We start from the raw sequence: 17956 nt of genomic DNA on the forward strand, positions 1-17956 counted from the left end.
TCAAATTCGAAATGGAAGGTTCTATCGGATAAAAACTTTTTAAAAAAACCTTGCACACTGTGCGGGGTTTTTTGCATAAGGAAATATAGGAATGTTGCAGTAAGTTATTCAATAATTAGAAATGAAATATAAAGCGTGCTAATATATTAGGTAGTATAGATAAAGATTGGGAGACGGAAGGGATATTATTGGTTTATATTATTTGTATTTTAATTGGGGTCATCACCGCATTTGCTGGTAGTCTGATTGGGCTGGGTGGAGGAGTTATTCTGATTCCAAGCTTATTATTTTTACATCAATTTTCAAACGAGTTCGCATGGGCTACTCCACAAACGATTGTAGGAATATCATTAATTGTTATGTTTTTTACAGCATTATCTTCAACTATTTCTTATTCCAAAAAAGGTCGAGTTGATTATAAAACTGGTTTATTACTTTTATCAGGTAGCGTTCCTGGGGGAATCTTCGGATCGTGGTTAAATCAGTTTATTGCAGCAGAAAGTTTTTCATTTTATTTCGGCATCTTGATGATTGTATTATCATTACTTTTTTTACTAAAAAGAAAAGCTACATCAGAAAAACAAACAATTTCACAGAAAAACATCCGATCATTCCATCTTGATGATAAAACATATCATTATTCGATTTCTTTTTGGGCAGCGTTTATCGTTTCACTATTTGTTGGAACATTATCTGGTTTATTCGGGATTGGCGGAGGTTCTGTCATGGTTCCGCTCATGATTTTGTTGTTTGGGTTTCCTGCCCATATAGCAATTGCAACATCCATGTTTATGATTGTTTTCATTAGCATCATAAGTGCTGGAACTCATATTTTCCTTGGTCACGTATCATGGGAACATGTCCTGTTTTTTATACCTGGGGCGTGGATTGGTGGAACAATTGGCGCAATGGCGAATCAAAAGTTAAAAAGCCAGTCGCTTGAATGGATATTACGTGTGCTATTAATAGTTGTCGGGATACGCTTAATTATTGAAGGATTAACATAAGGAGTAGGTATCGTGGAGGAAAAATTATTCTTTTATTATACAAACGATCTACATAGTAATTTTGATCAGTGGTCACGGGTAGCAGGGTATTTGAAGGAAGCAAAAAGTATGAAAAAAGCAGAAAAAAAATCCTGCTGGTTATTTGATATTGGTGATCATGTCGATCGTGTGCATCCAATTGCCGAAGCGTTTATGGGAAAGGCAAATGTACAATTAATGAATGATGTGGGATATGATGTAGTCACGTTTGGAAATAACGAAGGGATCACGTTGGACCATGATGACCTGTATCACCTGTATGATGATGCAAAGTTTGATGTTGTTTGTGCCAATTTGCAAAACTTAAAAGGTGATAATCCACCGTGGTTTCAACCTAGCGTCAACATTACCTCGACAAATGGCGTCAGAGTTGGTGTTTTAGGGCTAACTGCACCTTTCAATGCGTTTTATGAATTACTAGATTGGCATATCTTACCGCCTTTTGAGGTATTAGATGAATATATAAGAGACCTTGCTAAACATACAGATGTCATTATTCTACTGTCGCATTTAGGTATAACCGAAGACCAGGAAATTGCAAGAAGATATGATGATATTGATGTCATTATTGGCGGGCACACACATCATTTACTGCGGACGGGTGAGACGATTAACAATACGATAATTACTGCTGCAGGCAAACATTGTGCATTTGTCGGTGAAGTTATTTTGACATGGGATCAATCCAAAAAAAAATTGGTTAACAAAGAGGCTTATACAACCGATATAACACATAGATCAAAAGATTTACAAACAGAACAAAAATTGAATGATCTAGTTGTCCAGGCAGATAAAGTTTTAAAAGCAAAAGTTGTCACGCTTGCTGAGACTATTGAAATTAGTTGGTTTAAAGATACACCGATAATGGAAAAACTGTCAGCAACATTAAAAGCATGGACGAATGCTGACTGTGCGATGTTGAATGCGGGTGTTTTACTTGATCAATTTGAAGCAGGTGATGTTTCGCTTAAAGATATCCACCGTATTTGTCCCCATCCCATCAATCCTTGTCTGGTTGTCTTGAAAGGTGATGAGCTGATGGAGGTTATTCGGGCATCATTTACAAAAGAATTTATGGAACTACAATTAAAAGGTTTTGGATTTCGTGGTGAGGTTCTTGGAAGGATGATTTATGCAGGTGTGGAAGTTGAAACAGAGGTAAGGGAAGATGGACAAGAGTACGTGAAAGATGTAAGAGTGAATGGACAACCTCTAAATCCAGAACAATCATACCATTTAGCAACAGCTGATACGTTCACCTTTGGAAGACTTTTGCCAGAAGTTGCAAGATCGGAAACGAAAAAATACTTTTTACCAGAGTTTCTGCGGGATTTATTAGCCCAAACGTTAAAACAGGAATATGAATCAAGGTAAGGGCTCGAGTAGCACCTATACCTCTATCTGCATACACATATATGGTGATGTAGAAAAGGAGGCAATACTTGATGATTACTGTAAATCCTTTGGAGATTGATGGTATGTTTTTTACTGCAATTACTGTCGAACTACCAAAGACAAACTTACTCATGATTTCTAATGATATCGGTTATATTATGTGCGGTGCTTTAGATGTAGACCTCTTAAATGAAAAATTAGCAGACCGAAATGTAATTGCCGCTCGAGCGGTTGGGGTTAAAACGATTGATGAATTATTACATGCTCCACTGGAAAAAGTAACCGATGCATCTAAGTCCTACGGTTGGGAAGTAGGAATGGTTGGGAAAGAAGCATTGGGCCACATATCATAAAACGTAAGTCTTCCGTTATGGAAGGCATGCGCCTTTCTTACACGTTAAGAAAACATCTTGGGCGGTAAAAAGTAAAAAAAGTCAAGGCTTTCGCCATTAGTTTTTGGCGACAAGCCAGGACTTTGTAAGGTGTTGAAATGTCGATAATTGTTGTTTTTTGCATTTTTCATTAATGATATATGGCATTAGTTGAAATATTTTGTTAAAAATTTATACAGATTTAGTATCCCGAATTAATTTGGTATGATACAGAGTTAGGAGAACGCTATGAGATTAGCAAGTACGAAATTAATTAAACCTGGAACCATTGTTGGACAAACTGTATTTAATGAAAGTGGAAAGGTTTTAATACAAAAAGGATTGGGTTTAACCAAGACAATGATCAATCGTCTTGTATACCAAGGGATTACATATATTTATATTGAAGACGAGTTAACCAATGATATTCAAATTGAGTCTGTTATATCAGAAAAGGCAAGAATTGATGCTACGAACACGATAAAAGAGACATTTCATGATATAAAACAAAAGGGTTTTGGTAATCGATCTTATATATTAGAGAAAAAAGGTAGCCAGATGACCTGTGTTGTCGAACGATTACTTGATGAAATTATGAAGCGGAAAGATGCTTTATCATTACTTGCGGATGTTTTTGTTACGGATGACTATATCTTTCAACATTCCTTAAATGTAACGATCTATTCACTTGCAATTGGGACAGAGCTCAAGCTGCCAAAAGAGAAGCTTGTTGAAATTGGTGTCGGTTCAATGTTGCATGATATTGGAAAAATTTTCATAGACCCTGATATTCTAAAAAAACCTTCTAAACTAACGTCACTCGAATTTGAAATGATTAAATGCCATTCACAATATGGGTATGATTTTTTACGAAAACAAGAACGTATTCCTTTAGTAGTGGCACATTGTGCATATCAACACCACGAACGATTGGATGGGTCAGGATATCCAAGAGGTATAGAGGGTAAGGAGATTCATCCATATGCCAAGATAATTGCGGTTGCTGACGTATTTGATGCTGTAACAAGTAACAGGACTTACCGTGATGCCATGCTTCCACACGACGGCCTAGAGATATTGTACGCAGGAGCTGTGAATTTATTTGACAAAGAGATTGTTGAGGCCTTTAAACGAAGCGTTGCGGTTTATCCAAATGGATTAGCAGTTGAATTAAGTGATAACCGATTAGGTGTTGTTGTCAGACAGCATAAACATTTATGTGATCGTCCGATTGTTCGTATTATAACGGTTGAAAACGAGCAAGGTATCCCCCCTTATGAAATTGATTTGTCTAAATGCCTCTCAATCACAGTTAAAGCATGCTTTAATGAATAAGAATAAATATTGAATTCTAACCTTCTTAAAACAAGCATAACTTGTGTTAAGGGGGTTTTATTCTTGATGCAACCAAAGAAAAGTGTTTTTAAAAAAAGAAGACGAACACCGCCTCCAGTTAAATACATATTTGCAGTAACCTGTATTTTATTTATTGCAATGGTATCATTCAGTATCTGGTTTATAGGAAAGAAAATACAACCACCATTAATGGAAATCGCAGAAATAAAGACGACTGAATTTGCAACCAGAGCCATCAATGCCGCGGTTAAGTCAAGTGAAGGTATAACGTTTGATAACCTTGTGGATATATCTGAAGATGATGAAGGAAATATTTCAATGGTGAGTTGGAGCGGGGAAGCGCAAAATAAATTATTAAGAAAAACTACGGAACGTGCCGAATTTTTTTTATATAATATGAATAAAGGAGAGACTGTTGATACAGATGACCCAGACTTACCACCTATAGATTATGATGATTCGGCAGGCGATTTAGCAGAAAAGGATCCAACAGTCGTGGAAATACCTATTGGGCAAGCATTTGATAATACAATACTTGCCAACCTGGGGCCAAGAATACCAGTAAATTTTGAAATTGTTGGTGCGATTCAGTCTGATATAGTAATGGAAAAGGAAGAACTCGGTATCAATAGTGCTGTTTATAATTTATATGTTCAAGTAACGGTTGACGTTCAAATTGTTGTCCCTTTTACAACAAAAACTGATACAGTAAGCACAAAGATATATATTGATGCAAGAACGATAAATTCAGAGGTTCCACTGTACTATGGTAGCGATGGAAATAATACTCCACCTATTGCCATTCCTAAAGATGACTTGCAAAAAGAGGAATAACTTAGTATAATAAAACAATAATTTCATAGACTAACCTTATCTGATCGGTGAGGTAGAGGCGCAAATAGGAATAGTAGTCAATAGGAGAATGACACCTGTGATTATTGATGAAAGGACTGTTTGCCGAAGTGTGGAAAGGAGTCAAACTTTCTATTGCTGGGATAGTTTTGAAAAAAGACTATACTGTCATGTTCAAGATTGTGCATGGAGAACTACTGATCGTGATGGAGGATAACGTATATTGTCAAAACAATGGTAGGTTATTTTCTATCATTGTTTTTTTGCGTACTTTTTTACGTGTCTCCGTGCACTTTCATATTAGAAAATATGGAGGTAAGAAAGATGGAAGGAACGATTTATTCATTAATACCAGCATTTGTTATGCTTGTTTTGGTGTTACTTACAAAGAGAGTTTTATTATCACTGGGGATAGGAATTATTCTTGGTGCCTTGTTTATTCACGACTTTAACCTACTGCGAACAATAAACGAGATATGGGTAGTTTTTTATCAAATTTTTTATACATCAGAAGGGCTTAATGTTGGTAATCTATTGTTATTAAGCTTTTTATTGCTTCTTGGAATAATGACGGCATTCTTAAGTGCATCAGGGGGCAGCCGTGCTTTTGGAGAATATATGATTAAGCGGGTTAAAACTCGTACAGGTGCTCAGGTCATGACAGCATTTTTAGGAGTTATTATTTTTATTGATGATTATTTTAACGCTTTAGCTGTTGGGCAAATTGCGCGCCCACTGACTGATCGCCATAAGATTTCGCGTGCTAAGCTAGCGTACTTTATTGATTCTACGTCAGCTCCTGTAACGGTACTTTCACCGATTTCAAGCTGGGGAGCATATATAATAGGTGTTCTTGGTAGTCTTTTTGTAGCCAATGGAATTACAGATATTCAACCACTCGAGGCCTTTGTAAAGATGATCCCACTCAACTTTTATGCTATTGGTGCACTAATACTAGTTTTCTTTACAGCCTATTTAAAAATGGATATTGGACCTATGCGAAAACATGAAAAACGAGCGATTGAAAAAGGTGAACTAATGGATCCTGATGAAAAAAATGTTCCAGGTGATTTAGGTGAAGTTTTCAAGCCGCATAGTAATGGTAAACTATATCATCTGCTTGTTCCTATTATTGTGTTGGTAATCGGTACAGTGGGGGCAATGATTATTACTGGTGCTCTAGCTAGCACAGATGTAACTTTGTTGGCAATTTTTGCTAATACCAATGTTAACCTTTCCTTATTTATTGGTGGTGGGCTAGCAGTTGCTCTAGCATTAATTTTCCACCTCGTACAAGCTAAGCCAAGAGTAAATACCTTTAAGATATTTGGTGAAGGAATTAAGACTATGCTTCCAGCCATTTATATTTTATTATTAGCTTGGATGATTGGATCCATAATTGGCACGTTAGGAACGGGAAATTACCTAGCGCAATTGGTGGAAAGAGCATCAATCGATTCTGCTTTCTTACCATTTATATTTTTCATTATAGCTAGTCTGATGGCATTGGCAACAGGTACGTCATGGGGAACCTTTGGTATCATGTTACCTATTGCAGCAGAAATCACAGTTATTACGGATGTCTCCTTACTACTACCATCACTGGCAGCAGTTTTAGCAGGTTCGGTATTTGGTGATCATTGTTCACCCATTTCGGATACGACTATTTTATCCTCAACCGGTGCTGGATCAAACCATATTGTTCACGTTATAACCCAATTGCCGTATGCTTGTATTGCAGCGACAATTGGGGGGATAAGTTATCTAGTAATAGGTTTCTCAGGTAACATATTCTTGGCGCTGCTATTGACACTAGTTTTACTAATAGCAGTAAGTTTCTTTATCCATTTTATTAACAAAACAAAATCTTCTACTTTATAGTATTCGTTCAGGCAACCGGAGAATCTCCCGGTTGCCTGAATTTTTTTGGGGTAATCAGTGATTTCAAGCGATTTTGTTGCGCGTAAACATCAAATTGCTTTGACATAGTTCTAAAGTATCGTTATAATACAAACATAAATATCTGAAAAAAGTAAAGATTTATAACATTCCTTCTTACTTTTTTTCATAGATATAAAATAGAAAGTTATCAGGGGAGGTAGAAACGATGGAGACAAGATCTCAGTGGGGAACACGAGCAGGTTTTATTTTGGCTGCTGTAGGTTCAGCAGTTGGCTTGGGAAATATTTGGCGATTTCCAGCCGTAGCATATGAAAATGGTGGTGGAGCGTTCTTTATTCCATATTTATTTGCGCTTCTTACGGCGGGGATTCCAATTCTTATTATGGAATTCACAATGGGCCATAAATACAAAGGTTCTGCACCACTAACGTATAGAAAAATTAATAAAAAGGCTGAATGGGTCGGCTGGTGGGCAGTAATAGTGGCATTTGTTATTTCTACATATTACTCGGTTATTATTGCCTGGGCAATATCCTATTCTTATTTCTCATTTAATTTAAACTGGGGAGAAGATACGGAAGGATTCTTGTTTGGAGAATACTTAAACTTAACGGATCCGGGTCAAGTCGGCAGCTTTGTTCCTGGAGTACTTATTCCATTGATTATCGTTTGGATTGTTGTGTTAGGAATATTATTTAAAGGTGTTAAGAAGGGTATCGAGGTTGCAAACCGAATATTTATACCAGCATTGGTAATTATTTTTATTATAATCGTTATTCGTGCAATCACATTACCGGGCGCGCTAACAGGTTTAGAAGCATTTTTTGAACCGAATTTTGATAAGATACTAGAGCCTGGTGTATGGGTAGCGGCTTATGGACAGATATTCTTTAGTATGTCAATCGCATTCGCAATTATGATTACGTATTCTAGTTACTTACCAAAAAAGTCGGATATTACGAATAACGCGTTTATTACAGGATTTGGTAACTCTAGTTTTGAGTTGCTTTGTGGTATAGGAGTGTTCTCAGTACTTGGTTTCATGGCTACACAACAGGGAGTTCCTGTTAATGAAGTAGTAAGCGGAGGAGTTGGATTAGCATTTGTTGTCTTTCCGCAAATTATTAACGAGTTTCCGGCTCTTAATGAGCTCTTCGGATTTCTATTCTTTGCTTCATTAGTTTTAGCTGGATTAACGTCACTAATGTCTATTACAGAAACCTATGTAGCTGGATTAGTGGATAAGTTCAAAATTTCAAGAAATAAAGCCGTCTTGTTTGGTGGCGGTTTCGCAGCACTTATTTCGCTATTGTTTGCTACACAAGGTGGTTTGAATTTCCTTGATGCGGCAGACTACTTCATTAACCAATTCGGTGTTGCGTTCGTAGGATTGGTCGAGGTAATTCTAATGGCTTGGATTTTCCGAAAGCTGAATGACTTTAAATCACATGCAGATGAAATTTCTGATATACGTTTAGGTGCATGGTGGACGATTAGCCTAAGTGTAATAACACCACTCGTTCTTGGTTACATGATGTTTGGCTTATTTAAGCAGAACCTATTACAGGAATTTGATACGGAGACAGGTAACTATGGTGGATATGCAGATTCATTTATCTTATTTGGTGGATGGGCAGTAGCACTAGCAGCAATTGTTGTAGGTATCCTGTTATCATTTACCAAATGGAAAACCAAAAACACAGTAGATAAGGGAGGCGAATAATATGAGTGGCAGTGCAATTTTCATTATGATCTTAGGTATGGTTATTATCTGGGGAGGACTTGCGGCGAGTATTATCAATGCCGTTAAAAAATCTAGAGAAGCTAAATCAAATAATTAAAGAAAAGCCGTTGTGAGGCAATATCACAACGGCTTTTCTTATTTATTTTCCATTCGTTCCCATTTCTTTAAATAGGGATAAGGATCAAAAGACCATTCACTATATCCGTTATCTTTGTACATGCCATAATGTAAATGAGGCGGGAACTTTCCTGATGTTCCAGGTGGTCCATAGCCAGTTGAGCCGACATAACCTATTACATCACCAGGTTTCACAATTTGACCTACTTTTATATTGTCTTTATATTTGTTTAAATGAGCATAGTAATGATAGATGTTATGAACATCTCTCAGTCCAATTCGCCATCCCCCAAACAAATTCCAGCCCATTAGTTCAACTACACCATAAGTAGTTGATCTGACTGGTGTACCGTAGTCTGCAAAAATATCTGTTCCTTCATGAATTCGGAGACCACCAAACCCCCGTCTGTTTCCCCAAGTATTATTGTAACTATAATTGTAATTCGATGGCAAAGGGAAAACGCGGTCAGTCAGTTCAATACCATTAAATTTTTTAAAAACACGGGCTGTATTCATAATTGATTGCACATTTAAATCTCGCTGATAATAATTCCATAAAGCGATTTTAATATCTTCTTTTGAATAGCCGTATTGTTGTATATACCTTCCTAATGTATATAAAATATCATCCGGATCATTGGGATCTGCTTTATGGTCTCCATCACCATCTTTACCAATCCCATGAAAAAGTGTAATCACCGCTTCATTCTTATTTTTGGCATTACCCATACCGAACCATTCTTTAGGCTCAAAGGAAATAGATATAATTTGGTCAGGTGGAACATCCTTTTGAATATTGCGTTCGTATTGATCAATTGCTGCAAAATAATACCACGGGATTAATGTCAGGGCTTCTGTTTTCTTATATAGTTCCATACGTTGTTTATAAATATCTTCTTCTTTTGCATGAACGGAATCAGTACCTACTTGTATAAAAAGAAAGATAAGTAAGGCGCAGATTAATTGGTAAATCTTCATAGCATCATCACCTTGTTAGTTATTTTTATTCTCAATTCCCTGAGGTGATTTTTTCATTTCTTTAATAATGGATGTAATTGTATTCCTGTATGTTCCTTGCTGTGTATTATTATTGTGTAAGCTTTGAATATCAGGAATTAAACTTCTATCATCCGAAACGAATACTTGAAAATAGCGTGGCATAACAGACAGTGCAGATTTCTTAGCAATATCTGCAGCTATTTTGTCGTCAAGCCCATCATTCTTACCGTAAGCTATCAACACCTCTTTATCTGTAACTAATGTAGCCACTTCATCAAATCCCTCATTACGTAATATGATTCGTGAAATCATATCTGCTATCTTATGTCGATCCATTGTTACACCATGGTTTTTTTCATTATTGTTGTTTAAATTTAATTGATCTCTTGTGTAATGTACATAACCAAGTCGGTTTTCCTCTTCTTGAGAAGCAGGCGTTTCGTCATTTCTTGTTGGGTCTAATTCATTCCTGATTTGCTCCTGTTCGTCAGCTTCCTGATTGGCAGTACCACACGCCGAAATGAACAATGTACATAGTAAAAGTACGAATGCAAATTTTTTATACATAAATTTTCCCGCCTTTTTGTGATGGTATCTATGGAGTTATTTTGCTACATGAGGAAATTTTCATTCACATAAATTAGGAATAGTCACATGTAAATTAAGGATAATATCTGGTTGAACAGGAGAACTTTATGGTAAACTATAGTCAGTTTAAAAGGGGTGATGCTCGGTGATCGAAATACATGGAAAAACGTATGAAATAATGGAAAACATAAAGGAAGGTTATGATGCGGAACGTTTAAATGAAAGATTCTCCGATATTTTGACGAAATACGATTTTATTGTTGGTGATTGGGGATATGATCAGCTGCGGTTACGCGGATTTTATGATGACCTAAATACAAAAGCTGCATTCGATTCAAAAATTAGTACCTTAGAAGATTATTTGTATGAATACTGTAATTTTGGATGTGCCTACTTTGTATTAAAAAAAATAGACAAATAAGAGCAGTAGTCCCTGAATGGAACTACTGCTCTTCTTCTGGTAAAACTTCGCCTTCTTCATCATGAATCGGATGTGAACCTGCGGCTTGCCTTGGTAAATCATCATGTCGCTCCTTATCTGGATAAACGAATGCACTTTGGCGTCGTTGACCTTCTTCCCAAGGGGTTGATTTACTTTCAACAGGCTCATCATCATTAATAGACGAACCAAACGGGCCTTCCGGAAATTCTTCAGGTATTAATTCATTTTGTTGCTTCTTTACATTATCAACTTCAGAGTAATTTCTTTTCCTCTTTTTAGCCATTTGTTTTCACCCTCTCGTCTGTGGCAATTGACTGGCAGCAAAACCCCAGTGAATGAAGTCTCACTTTATGTTCTGTTAGATGGTACGAATTTATACCTTTATCAATAATCACTCCAAAGTGGTACTATTCCAAAATTATACCTATGTATGTAAAAACTTCGTATTAAAATTTAGAGGTTAAACTTCAGCCGCATTTCTAATAGTTTCCCCCTGTAACCGATTGGGCCTTTCCCAACTTACAATACACCATTAAGAAATTCCCGCAATTCATCTGCTTCCATTTCCGTAACATGAAAAACATGTTCAATTTCTCCTTCTTTTGAGAAATCTTCTTTACTTATAACTGCAAAGCGGTTTTTTCGTAGGTCGATTATAACCTTTTTGTTATCCTCACGAGCGTCCATGATGGCAAAGTCATACCGATGGAAGTTTCCCATGAAGCTTATATATCGGACATCCTGATTAACTGTTTCATCTATTAAAAGCTTAAATTTATTAGCCATAATAATCCTCCTTGACACTTATGATTTCCCCTACTATACCACGTTTTGTTTAAGCGTTCATGGATTATGTGGTATATTTGGATTACCAAGAATCGTGGAGGTATTTTAATGTATTTTGTTGACCGGAATAATATTGAACAAACACTTATATATATGGATGACTTGCTACAAGAATTGGGGAAGCAATCTTTTGATTCGATTAGAGATAAATTGTTGCTTGAGAGAGTTACACAAATGGTAATTGAATCTATATTAGATGTTGGAAATATGATGATCGATGGGTTTATCATGCGCGACCCTGGGAGTTATGAGGATATTATTGATATTTTAGTTGATGAAAAAGTACTTCCTATAGAAGAACAGGAAGGGTATAAAGCGGTTATTAAGCTACGCACAACGCTTGTAAAAGAATATTTGAATATTGATCATCAAAAAATCCTGACTACTTTGCATGACAATAAACAAGCTTTAGAGTTATTTAGCAAAAGGGTTCGTACCTATTTGGAAAATGAACTCGGTGTTGCGAATGCCTTTTCAAATGAATGAAATGAGGGTTATTGAAAATGAAAAATTATCAAGGATATTTAGTTGATTTAGATGGAACGATGTATCAGGGGAATGAACGAATTCAGGCTGCTAAGGAATTTGTTGAATTTTTAAAAGAAAAAGGTCTTCCACACTTATTCCTTACTAACAATTCATCAAAAACACAGGTAGAGATTGCGAATAAGTTAACTGATATGGATATACCTGCGACGGAAAATCATATATTTACATCCAGCATGGCTACGGCTAGTTATATTGTAAATCTGAATAAGCATGCCCGTGTTTATGTGATTGGGGAAAAAGGGCTGCATGAAGCGCTTCAGGATCAAGGATTATTTATTACTGATGAAGAACCGGATTTTGTGGTTCTTGGTATTGACCGTGAAATAACATATGAAAAGCTAGCAAAGGCATGCCTATTCGTGCGAAATGGAGCTGCGTTTGTTTCAACGAATAGTGATATAGCGATTCCTACTGAGCGAGGCCTTGTTCCTGGAAATGGTGCACTTACTTCTGTTATCACTGTTAGTACAGGTGTCGAGCCAGTATTTATTGGAAAGCCTGAACCAATCATTATGGAGCAGGCATTAAAGAAGCTTGGGTTATCGCAAGATGAAACACTTATGGTTGGCGACAATTATTATACAGATATTATGGCGGGAATTCAGGCAGGGGTAGACACCTTGATGGTTTTCACGGGTGTAACCCCATTTGAAGACTTTCCAACATTACCAAAAAAACCAACGTATCATGTGCAGCGTTTAAGTGAATGGATTTAACCATAAAAAAAGCTGTCTAATCGAGCCTTAGCTCGTATTTAGACAGCTTTCTTTATATTAATCATCTAGCATGCTTGCATCTCTTACCCCGTGTGCAAGTCTGCTTGAGGCCGCTGCAGCTATTGCACCGACAATATCATCAAGAAACGTATGGCATTCGCCAGTTGATTTATCATTTAAACGCTCAAGGATTCCAGGTTTTTGCTTATCAATATAGCCATAATTAGTAAATCCAATCGATCCATAAACGTTAACAATGGAGAGGGCAATTATTTCGTCCACACCATACAAACTCTCATCTGTTTCAATCGTTTGCTGAAGTGGGAAATCCAACATTTTTTGTTCTGCAAGTTTATCCAACTGAATTCCAGTTAAAATTGCGTTCTGAACCTCACGTTTTGTTATAACGCAATCCACATTATGACGACAATCTTCCATACTTAAATCCTCATGGTATTTTGCCTGTAAATAGTAAACTAACTCTGCGATATCATCTAATGTGACACCACGCTCTGTTAGCCACTCACGCGCTTTTAACTCTAATTGACTTTGATTTGTATTTTTATCCATTAAAATCACCTATTCTTACGTATTTTTATCCAATTGTTATACATACACTTATTGTAAATGTATAAGGGGGGAAATATGTGAAAAATTTACTTGCTACCTATTATGGTATCCAAACAGAAGGAACTTGTTTCCTAGATGGGGCGGAGGGATTTATAGGAAACGATTACATTTATTTTATCATTCCTGCTGAAAACAAGGAAGCTATTCATATAGAACAGCTAGCTTTAGCCTATTATCTTTTTGATAACGGTGTATACAATATAGCCGTTCCAGTTGAAAATATAAACGGAGAATGGACTACATTGTTTATGGGAGAAGAATATATGGTTGTGAAAATGCGTCCTTTAGACAGGAGTTTGAAACTGCCACACGGACAATTAATGGCTCATTTACATGGTGTCGGGGCAGGCTATCCATTTGAACCACAAGACTTCACAAGCTATGGACAATGGAAGCAGCTATGGATTAACAAACTGACAGCATTCGAACAAAAAATGGAACAGGATGATACATTATACCAATCACCCTACCACCGAAAACTTTCGGATTTGTTCCCATATATTATTGGCATAAGTGAAAATGCAATACAATATTTGCAGGAGGCTGAATTTGATAATCGATTCCATGAAAGTGATCAGGGGACAATTGCGTATAAACGATACTCGAATCAATGTAATCGAGATGTGATCTGGCATGGGAATTTTATATTCGATCATCCAGTACGTGATCTGGCTGAACATATTAGATATTGTTTGTTATATCAAGGTGAACAAAGTATAGAGAATGTAATGAAGTTTTTGCAGGATTATCAAAAGGAACGATCACTTTCGGTTTTTAGTTGGCGATTATTATATGCGCGTCTCCTTTACCCTGTTCACTTTTTCGACTTAATGGAAAAAGGTTTTGCCTCAACCTCATATGATTCGTTATTATCGAGTTTGACTGATCTAGAACTTAAACAAATTCGTTATGAAAAATTTATGGGAGAGTTCTTCCAAACAGTCGGTGTAAGACATGATGAATGGAACATACCTGTAGTTGAATGGTTATAAAATAAGGCTCTTTTTAGTAATAATTGTGGTTTTATGTTATATAATGCCGCAGTGGAAATATACTCGCTTTCCGCGGGGAAGCCGCAAGCCCCCTCTACCTCTTATGAAAAGCGAAGGCGACTGCTCAGCGGCATACAAATAGTTAGGCATGTGAATAGTAGGGTGATCTATCCCTACTTTCATCATGACTAACTATTTGCTAGGCGCTAGGAGCCGTAGCTAGACACTCGTTCCTCGCTTGCGGGGTCTTGGTAGCTTTTTCTTCTAAGCAGGAGTCTCGCATATTTCCACTGCTGATGTGCATTTACTTCCTATACAGTAATACTTTTTTAATTAATAACAACAATCTTTTAGAAAGCAGACTAAAGTAAAAAGGCAAACAACATTGTTTGCCTTTAATCTATGTGGTATTAAAATACTTGTTCGATTTCTCTAACTCCAGGAACTTCAGCGATCAACGCACGTTCGATTCCAGCTTTTAACGTGATGGTAGAACTAGGGCAGTTCCCACATGCACCCATGAGACGAAGAAGCACAATGCCATTCTCATCAACATCTATTAACTCCACATCTCCACCGTCACGTAGTAAAAATGGGCGTAATTTATTTAAGACTTCTTGCACTTGTTCTTGCATTATCCATCTTCCCCTTTCTAAGTACCATTATAAGATGAATGGTGAAAAAAATCTATTGCTAAAAAACATTTCTTTAATACTAGATGCTTTTATTTTATCTTTAATGAAAGATTTTGTAAAATAAAAGTAACTAAAATTGTGGAGGTTTCACCATGGGGAATGAAAAAGTCGTAATAACCGTCTATGGGGCGGAACAAATATGTGCTAGTTGTGTAGGTGCACCAGGTTCAAAAGATACGTATGAATGGCTTCAAGCGGCTATCGGGAGAAAGTATATAGACGACGATGTGGATTACACCTATATAAATATTAATGAATCGCAAACAGAAGAAAAACATGCTGATTTTGTTGAACGTATTTTCGATGAAGATTTATTTTACCCAATTGTATTTGTAAATGAAGAAATGGTCGCAGAGGGGATTCCTCGTTTAAAAACAATCTACCAAGCATTGGATAAACATGAGGTTCCTTTGCAATCCTAACGAAAAGGGGCTAAATCATGAAAATTCCATTCACAAAAATGCATGGACTTGGAAATAATTATATATATCTGGATCTTTTTAAGACAGAATTTGAAGAAGAGATCTATCCAGTTATCGCCAGGAGAGCATCAAATATATATACTGGTATCGGGTCAGATGGTTTGATTTTAATTCACCCAAGTGAAACGGGTGCAGTAGGGATGCGTATTTTTAATAAAGATGGTTCTGAAGGATGGAACTGTGGTAACGGACTTCGTTGTGTCGCAAGGTATGCGTATGAACGTGGATTGGTGGATAACGAGAGGTTTCAAATTGAAACAAAATCAGGATTGGTTGATGCAGAAGTTCTAGTGAAGGATGGTGTTGTGTCAATTAACATGGGAGAGCCACGACTTACTCGGGAATTGATTCCCATGGTTGGTGAGGGAAAAGATCATGTGATTGCTGAATCATTTACAGTTGGAGACGTTGAATTAAAGTTGACTGCTGTGTCCATGGGAAACCCGCATGCATTATTTTTTGTTGATAAAATAGAAGATGCGTTAGTCACTGATTTAGGACCACCTATTGAAAATGATGCCCGTTTTCCAGATAGGGTAAATGCGGGATTTGTAGAAGTGCTCTCCCTTATTGAAATGAATTATCGTGTGTGGGAGCGCGGATCGGGTATTACGGAGGCTTGCGGTACTGGTGCTTGTGCCGCAGTTGTTGCAGCTATATTAAATGGACATATGCAAAAAGAAACCGATATCTGTGTTCATCTTAGTGGAGGAGACCTCATAATAAAATGGGATGCTCATGGAAACATTTGGATGACAGGCGAAGCAGAAATCATTGCTGATGGAACATTTTATTTAGAGCAATCAGTTGAATAGTGAAGACACAGTTTGTATACTTATGATAAAAGGAGGGACATGACATGGTTGTTACAATTACAGAAACTGCAGTGGACCAAATTAGAGAAATGATGCGAGAAGAATCAGAAGATGTCCGTTTACGCTTTGGTATAAAAGGTGGAGGCTGTAGTGGCCTATCCTATTCTTTAGGATTTGAATATGAAGTTAACGAAGAATTAGATATGATAGACGAGATAAATGGAGTTCCCGTTGTTATTTTCAAGCAGGATATCCCGATTATAGAAGGAACAAAAATTGACTTTAAACAAAACATGATGGGCGGAGGATTTTCGATCGATAATCCGAACGCAATTGTAAGTTGTGGTTGTGGATCTTCATTTAAAGCGAAAGATCGCGCGGGCGCACCGGAGAAGTGTTAACGGTATGACAACGGTTATTGGAGTTTTTTCAACGTAGTGTAATTCACTAATCCAAAGGTACACAAGGCGTAAAGGTTGTGCTGGAAAATTCAAGCATATTGACAGTTCAAACGAAATAAAACAACCGTTAACTGGACGTTTTGTGGTAGTTAATAACGATAGAAAGACTTTCTTAGCGATAAATTTAATCGTTGGGGGGTCTTTTTTTGTCGTTAAAGAAACGTAAGGGAATTAAGAAGTTAGCCGATCCAGCAAAGGATTATCCGAACCTAACACAAACAAATGCGATTGACATTGTCATTAGCAGAAAAGAGGACGGAAGGTATTAGAGATCGGAGTATTAAAGACTACGTAAAAATATTGGAATATTCGGCTTGGCTAAACGATAACTACGAAAACTCAACAGGGCTAATTAGGTAGAGAAGAGGAGAGAAAGCATCTTTCTTTTTTATGGCTACATGTTGGAGGTGAATAACGGGCATACTCAATTATAGGCTGTAATTTTGGAGGGGCAGGTTTGTATGTCTATAGAACAAATTATTCTAATAACGATGTGGATAGTAATAAGCTCTGCCCTTTTAATATTTATTCCAAAAGATAAAATTCTTCATGCCTTAGTAGCATTTCATATTAAGCAGTTTATAACATGGTTGTTTGGTCTTATTATTGTTGAAATGAGGCTGATTAAATATCCTGTCAGGTTGTTTGATTATGCAAGCAAGGCAAGTTTTACCTTTGAATTTTTTGCATATCCTGCAATCTGTGCCATCTTTCATGTTCACTATCCAGAGGGGAAAAGTAAAATGGCTAAATTAGGTTACTATTCTCTTTATACTTCAATCATTACAGTTTTTGAGAAGATACTTGAAATAAATACTAATTTAATTAAGTATATTCATTGGTCTTGGTACTGGACTTGGGTAACTTTATTTATAACTTTCTTTTTGACACGTTTATATTATAAATGGTTCTTTAAGAAAATATATTCAAACACTGGACATGCAAAATAATTGGGTAA

Annotated in this window: 23 protein-coding genes and 1 riboswitch; of the genes, 17 read left to right on the forward strand and 6 right to left on the reverse strand. The window is 36.7% G+C overall.

Features of this window, described 5'->3' with window-relative positions:
• The first annotated feature begins 188 nt into the window (after positions 1-188).
• From AC3G7N_RS11820 to AC3G7N_RS11855, 8 genes are all read left to right on the forward strand, one after another.
• On the forward strand, positions 189-1007 hold the full coding sequence (locus tag AC3G7N_RS11820) for a sulfite exporter TauE/SafE family protein (protein ID WP_489422360.1): 819 nt from the start codon (positions 189-191) through the stop codon (positions 1005-1007).
• 12 nt (positions 1008-1019) lie between these two features.
• The gene (locus AC3G7N_RS11825; protein WP_489422361.1) at positions 1020-2420 is read left to right on the forward strand and encodes a bifunctional metallophosphatase/5'-nucleotidase; all 1401 of its coding nucleotides are present in this window, start codon (positions 1020-1022) and stop codon (positions 2418-2420) included.
• A 71-nt stretch (positions 2421-2491) separates the two neighbouring features.
• Positions 2492-2794, forward strand: coding sequence for a YunC family protein (locus tag AC3G7N_RS11830; protein ID WP_489422362.1), 303 nt, complete (start codon positions 2492-2494; stop codon positions 2792-2794).
• A 267-nt stretch (positions 2795-3061) separates the two neighbouring features.
• Positions 3062-4147 (forward strand): HD-GYP domain-containing protein, encoded by a 1086-nt coding sequence (locus tag AC3G7N_RS11835; protein ID WP_489422363.1) that lies wholly within the window; start codon positions 3062-3064, stop codon positions 4145-4147.
• Between the two features lie 66 nt (positions 4148-4213).
• Complete coding sequence (gene yunB / locus AC3G7N_RS11840; protein WP_489422419.1) at positions 4214-5002, forward strand: sporulation protein YunB; 789 nt, start codon at positions 4214-4216, stop codon at positions 5000-5002.
• Between the two features lie 45 nt (positions 5003-5047).
• Positions 5048-5225, forward strand: a riboswitch (Lysine riboswitch).
• Between the two features lie 119 nt (positions 5226-5344).
• Positions 5345-6901 carry a Na+/H+ antiporter NhaC family protein gene (locus tag AC3G7N_RS11845; RefSeq protein ID WP_489422364.1) on the forward strand — a complete coding sequence of 519 codons (1557 nt, stop codon included), beginning with the start codon at positions 5345-5347 and terminating at the stop codon, positions 6899-6901.
• 226 nt (positions 6902-7127) lie between these two features.
• Complete coding sequence (locus AC3G7N_RS11850; RefSeq protein WP_489422365.1) at positions 7128-8645, forward strand: sodium-dependent transporter; 1518 nt, start codon at positions 7128-7130, stop codon at positions 8643-8645.
• Between the two features lies 1 nt (position 8646).
• Positions 8647-8763 (forward strand): methionine/alanine import family NSS transporter small subunit, encoded by a 117-nt coding sequence (locus AC3G7N_RS11855; RefSeq protein ID WP_489422366.1) that lies wholly within the window; start codon positions 8647-8649, stop codon positions 8761-8763.
• Between the two features lie 38 nt (positions 8764-8801).
• Here AC3G7N_RS11855 and AC3G7N_RS11860 read toward each other — a convergent pair whose 3' ends face one another.
• Complete coding sequence (locus AC3G7N_RS11860; protein ID WP_489422367.1) at positions 8802-9761, reverse strand: M23 family metallopeptidase; 960 nt, start codon at positions 9759-9761, stop codon at positions 8802-8804.
• A gap of 15 nt (positions 9762-9776) precedes the next feature.
• Positions 9777-10349: a YhcN/YlaJ family sporulation lipoprotein gene (locus tag AC3G7N_RS11865; RefSeq protein ID WP_489422368.1), complete on the reverse strand. Its 573-nt coding sequence runs from the start codon at positions 10347-10349 to the stop codon at positions 9777-9779.
• Positions 10350-10515: 166 nt separating this feature from the next.
• Between AC3G7N_RS11865 and AC3G7N_RS11870 the strand changes: the two genes are divergently transcribed.
• On the forward strand, positions 10516-10791 hold the full coding sequence (locus AC3G7N_RS11870) for a YutD family protein (protein ID WP_489422369.1): 276 nt from the start codon (positions 10516-10518) through the stop codon (positions 10789-10791).
• A gap of 22 nt (positions 10792-10813) precedes the next feature.
• On the opposite strand, the gene AC3G7N_RS11875 is transcribed toward AC3G7N_RS11870, so the two are convergent.
• Entirely contained in the window at positions 10814-11095 is a 282-nt protein-coding gene (locus AC3G7N_RS11875) for a hypothetical protein (protein WP_489422370.1), read from the reverse strand.
• 236 nt (positions 11096-11331) lie between these two features.
• Positions 11332-11598: an SAV0927 family protein gene (locus AC3G7N_RS11880; RefSeq protein ID WP_489422371.1), complete on the reverse strand. Its 267-nt coding sequence runs from the start codon at positions 11596-11598 to the stop codon at positions 11332-11334.
• Positions 11599-11706: 108 nt separating this feature from the next.
• Here AC3G7N_RS11880 and AC3G7N_RS11885 point away from each other — a divergent pair, with 108 nt between their 5' ends.
• Both AC3G7N_RS11885 and AC3G7N_RS11890 read left to right on the forward strand, forming a co-directional pair.
• Positions 11707-12144, forward strand: coding sequence for a DUF86 domain-containing protein (locus tag AC3G7N_RS11885; protein WP_489422372.1), 438 nt, complete (start codon positions 11707-11709; stop codon positions 12142-12144).
• A 17-nt stretch (positions 12145-12161) separates the two neighbouring features.
• Positions 12162-12923, forward strand: coding sequence for a TIGR01457 family HAD-type hydrolase (locus AC3G7N_RS11890; RefSeq protein ID WP_489422373.1), 762 nt, complete (start codon positions 12162-12164; stop codon positions 12921-12923).
• A gap of 57 nt (positions 12924-12980) precedes the next feature.
• Here the strand turns inward: AC3G7N_RS11890 and AC3G7N_RS11895 are convergent, their stop codons facing one another.
• Positions 12981-13493, reverse strand: a complete 513-nt coding sequence (locus AC3G7N_RS11895) for a phosphatidylglycerophosphatase A family protein (protein WP_489422374.1) — start codon at positions 13491-13493, stop codon at positions 12981-12983.
• A gap of 77 nt (positions 13494-13570) precedes the next feature.
• On the opposite strand from AC3G7N_RS11895, the gene AC3G7N_RS11900 reads away from it, so the two are divergent.
• Entirely contained in the window at positions 13571-14545 is a 975-nt protein-coding gene (locus AC3G7N_RS11900) for a protein kinase family protein (RefSeq protein ID WP_489422375.1), read from the forward strand.
• A gap of 410 nt (positions 14546-14955) precedes the next feature.
• Here the strand turns inward: AC3G7N_RS11900 and AC3G7N_RS11905 are convergent, their stop codons facing one another.
• Positions 14956-15180 (reverse strand): NifU family protein, encoded by a 225-nt coding sequence (locus AC3G7N_RS11905; protein ID WP_089531729.1) that lies wholly within the window; start codon positions 15178-15180, stop codon positions 14956-14958.
• A gap of 152 nt (positions 15181-15332) precedes the next feature.
• On the opposite strand from AC3G7N_RS11905, the gene AC3G7N_RS11910 reads away from it, so the two are divergent.
• The 5 genes from AC3G7N_RS11910 (at position 15333) to AC3G7N_RS11930 (ending at position 17948) form a co-directional block, all read left to right on the forward strand.
• Positions 15333-15662 (forward strand): YuzD family protein, encoded by a 330-nt coding sequence (locus AC3G7N_RS11910; RefSeq protein WP_489422376.1) that lies wholly within the window; start codon positions 15333-15335, stop codon positions 15660-15662.
• A 14-nt stretch (positions 15663-15676) separates the two neighbouring features.
• On the forward strand, positions 15677-16537 hold the full coding sequence (gene dapF / locus AC3G7N_RS11915; protein WP_489422420.1) for a diaminopimelate epimerase: 861 nt from the start codon (positions 15677-15679) through the stop codon (positions 16535-16537).
• Between the two features lie 44 nt (positions 16538-16581).
• On the forward strand, positions 16582-16938 hold the full coding sequence (locus AC3G7N_RS11920) for a HesB/IscA family protein (protein WP_489422377.1): 357 nt from the start codon (positions 16582-16584) through the stop codon (positions 16936-16938).
• A gap of 206 nt (positions 16939-17144) precedes the next feature.
• Entirely contained in the window at positions 17145-17267 is a 123-nt protein-coding gene (locus AC3G7N_RS11925; protein ID WP_489422378.1) for a hypothetical protein, read from the forward strand.
• Between the two features lie 192 nt (positions 17268-17459).
• Entirely contained in the window at positions 17460-17948 is a 489-nt protein-coding gene (locus AC3G7N_RS11930) for a CBO0543 family protein (RefSeq protein WP_489422379.1), read from the forward strand.
• The last annotated feature ends 8 nt before the right edge of the window (positions 17949-17956 follow it).

The organism is Virgibacillus carmonensis (assembly GCF_057836705.1).

Excerpts from the sequence above, each read along its gene's own strand:
- AC3G7N_RS11830 (WP_489422362.1), top strand. The coding sequence starts at position 2,492 with ATGATTACTGTAAATCCTTTGGAGATTGATGGTATGTTTTTTACTGCA.
- AC3G7N_RS11835 (WP_489422363.1), top strand. The coding sequence starts at position 3,062 with ATGAGATTAGCAAGTACGAAATTAATTAAACCTGGAACCATTGTTGGA.
- yunB (WP_489422419.1), top strand. The coding sequence starts at position 4,214 with ATGCAACCAAAGAAAAGTGTTTTTAAAAAAAGAAGACGAACACCGCCT.
- AC3G7N_RS11845 (WP_489422364.1), top strand. The coding sequence starts at position 5,345 with ATGGAAGGAACGATTTATTCATTAATACCAGCATTTGTTATGCTTGTT.
- AC3G7N_RS11850 (WP_489422365.1), top strand. The coding sequence starts at position 7,128 with ATGGAGACAAGATCTCAGTGGGGAACACGAGCAGGTTTTATTTTGGCT.
- AC3G7N_RS11855 (WP_489422366.1), top strand. The coding sequence starts at position 8,647 with ATGAGTGGCAGTGCAATTTTCATTATGATCTTAGGTATGGTTATTATC.
- AC3G7N_RS11860 (WP_489422367.1), bottom strand. The coding sequence starts at position 9,761 with ATGAAGATTTACCAATTAATCTGCGCCTTACTTATCTTTCTTTTTATA.
- AC3G7N_RS11865 (WP_489422368.1), bottom strand. The coding sequence starts at position 10,349 with ATGTATAAAAAATTTGCATTCGTACTTTTACTATGTACATTGTTCATT.
- AC3G7N_RS11875 (WP_489422370.1), bottom strand. The coding sequence starts at position 11,095 with ATGGCTAAAAAGAGGAAAAGAAATTACTCTGAAGTTGATAATGTAAAG.
- AC3G7N_RS11880 (WP_489422371.1), bottom strand. The coding sequence starts at position 11,598 with ATGGCTAATAAATTTAAGCTTTTAATAGATGAAACAGTTAATCAGGAT.
- AC3G7N_RS11885 (WP_489422372.1), top strand. The coding sequence starts at position 11,707 with ATGTATTTTGTTGACCGGAATAATATTGAACAAACACTTATATATATG.
- AC3G7N_RS11890 (WP_489422373.1), top strand. The coding sequence starts at position 12,162 with ATGAAAAATTATCAAGGATATTTAGTTGATTTAGATGGAACGATGTAT.
- AC3G7N_RS11895 (WP_489422374.1), bottom strand. The coding sequence starts at position 13,493 with ATGGATAAAAATACAAATCAAAGTCAATTAGAGTTAAAAGCGCGTGAG.
- AC3G7N_RS11905 (WP_089531729.1), bottom strand. The coding sequence starts at position 15,180 with ATGCAAGAACAAGTGCAAGAAGTCTTAAATAAATTACGCCCATTTTTA.
- AC3G7N_RS11910 (WP_489422376.1), top strand. The coding sequence starts at position 15,333 with ATGGGGAATGAAAAAGTCGTAATAACCGTCTATGGGGCGGAACAAATA.
- AC3G7N_RS11920 (WP_489422377.1), top strand. The coding sequence starts at position 16,582 with ATGGTTGTTACAATTACAGAAACTGCAGTGGACCAAATTAGAGAAATG.
- AC3G7N_RS11930 (WP_489422379.1), top strand. The coding sequence starts at position 17,460 with ATGTCTATAGAACAAATTATTCTAATAACGATGTGGATAGTAATAAGC.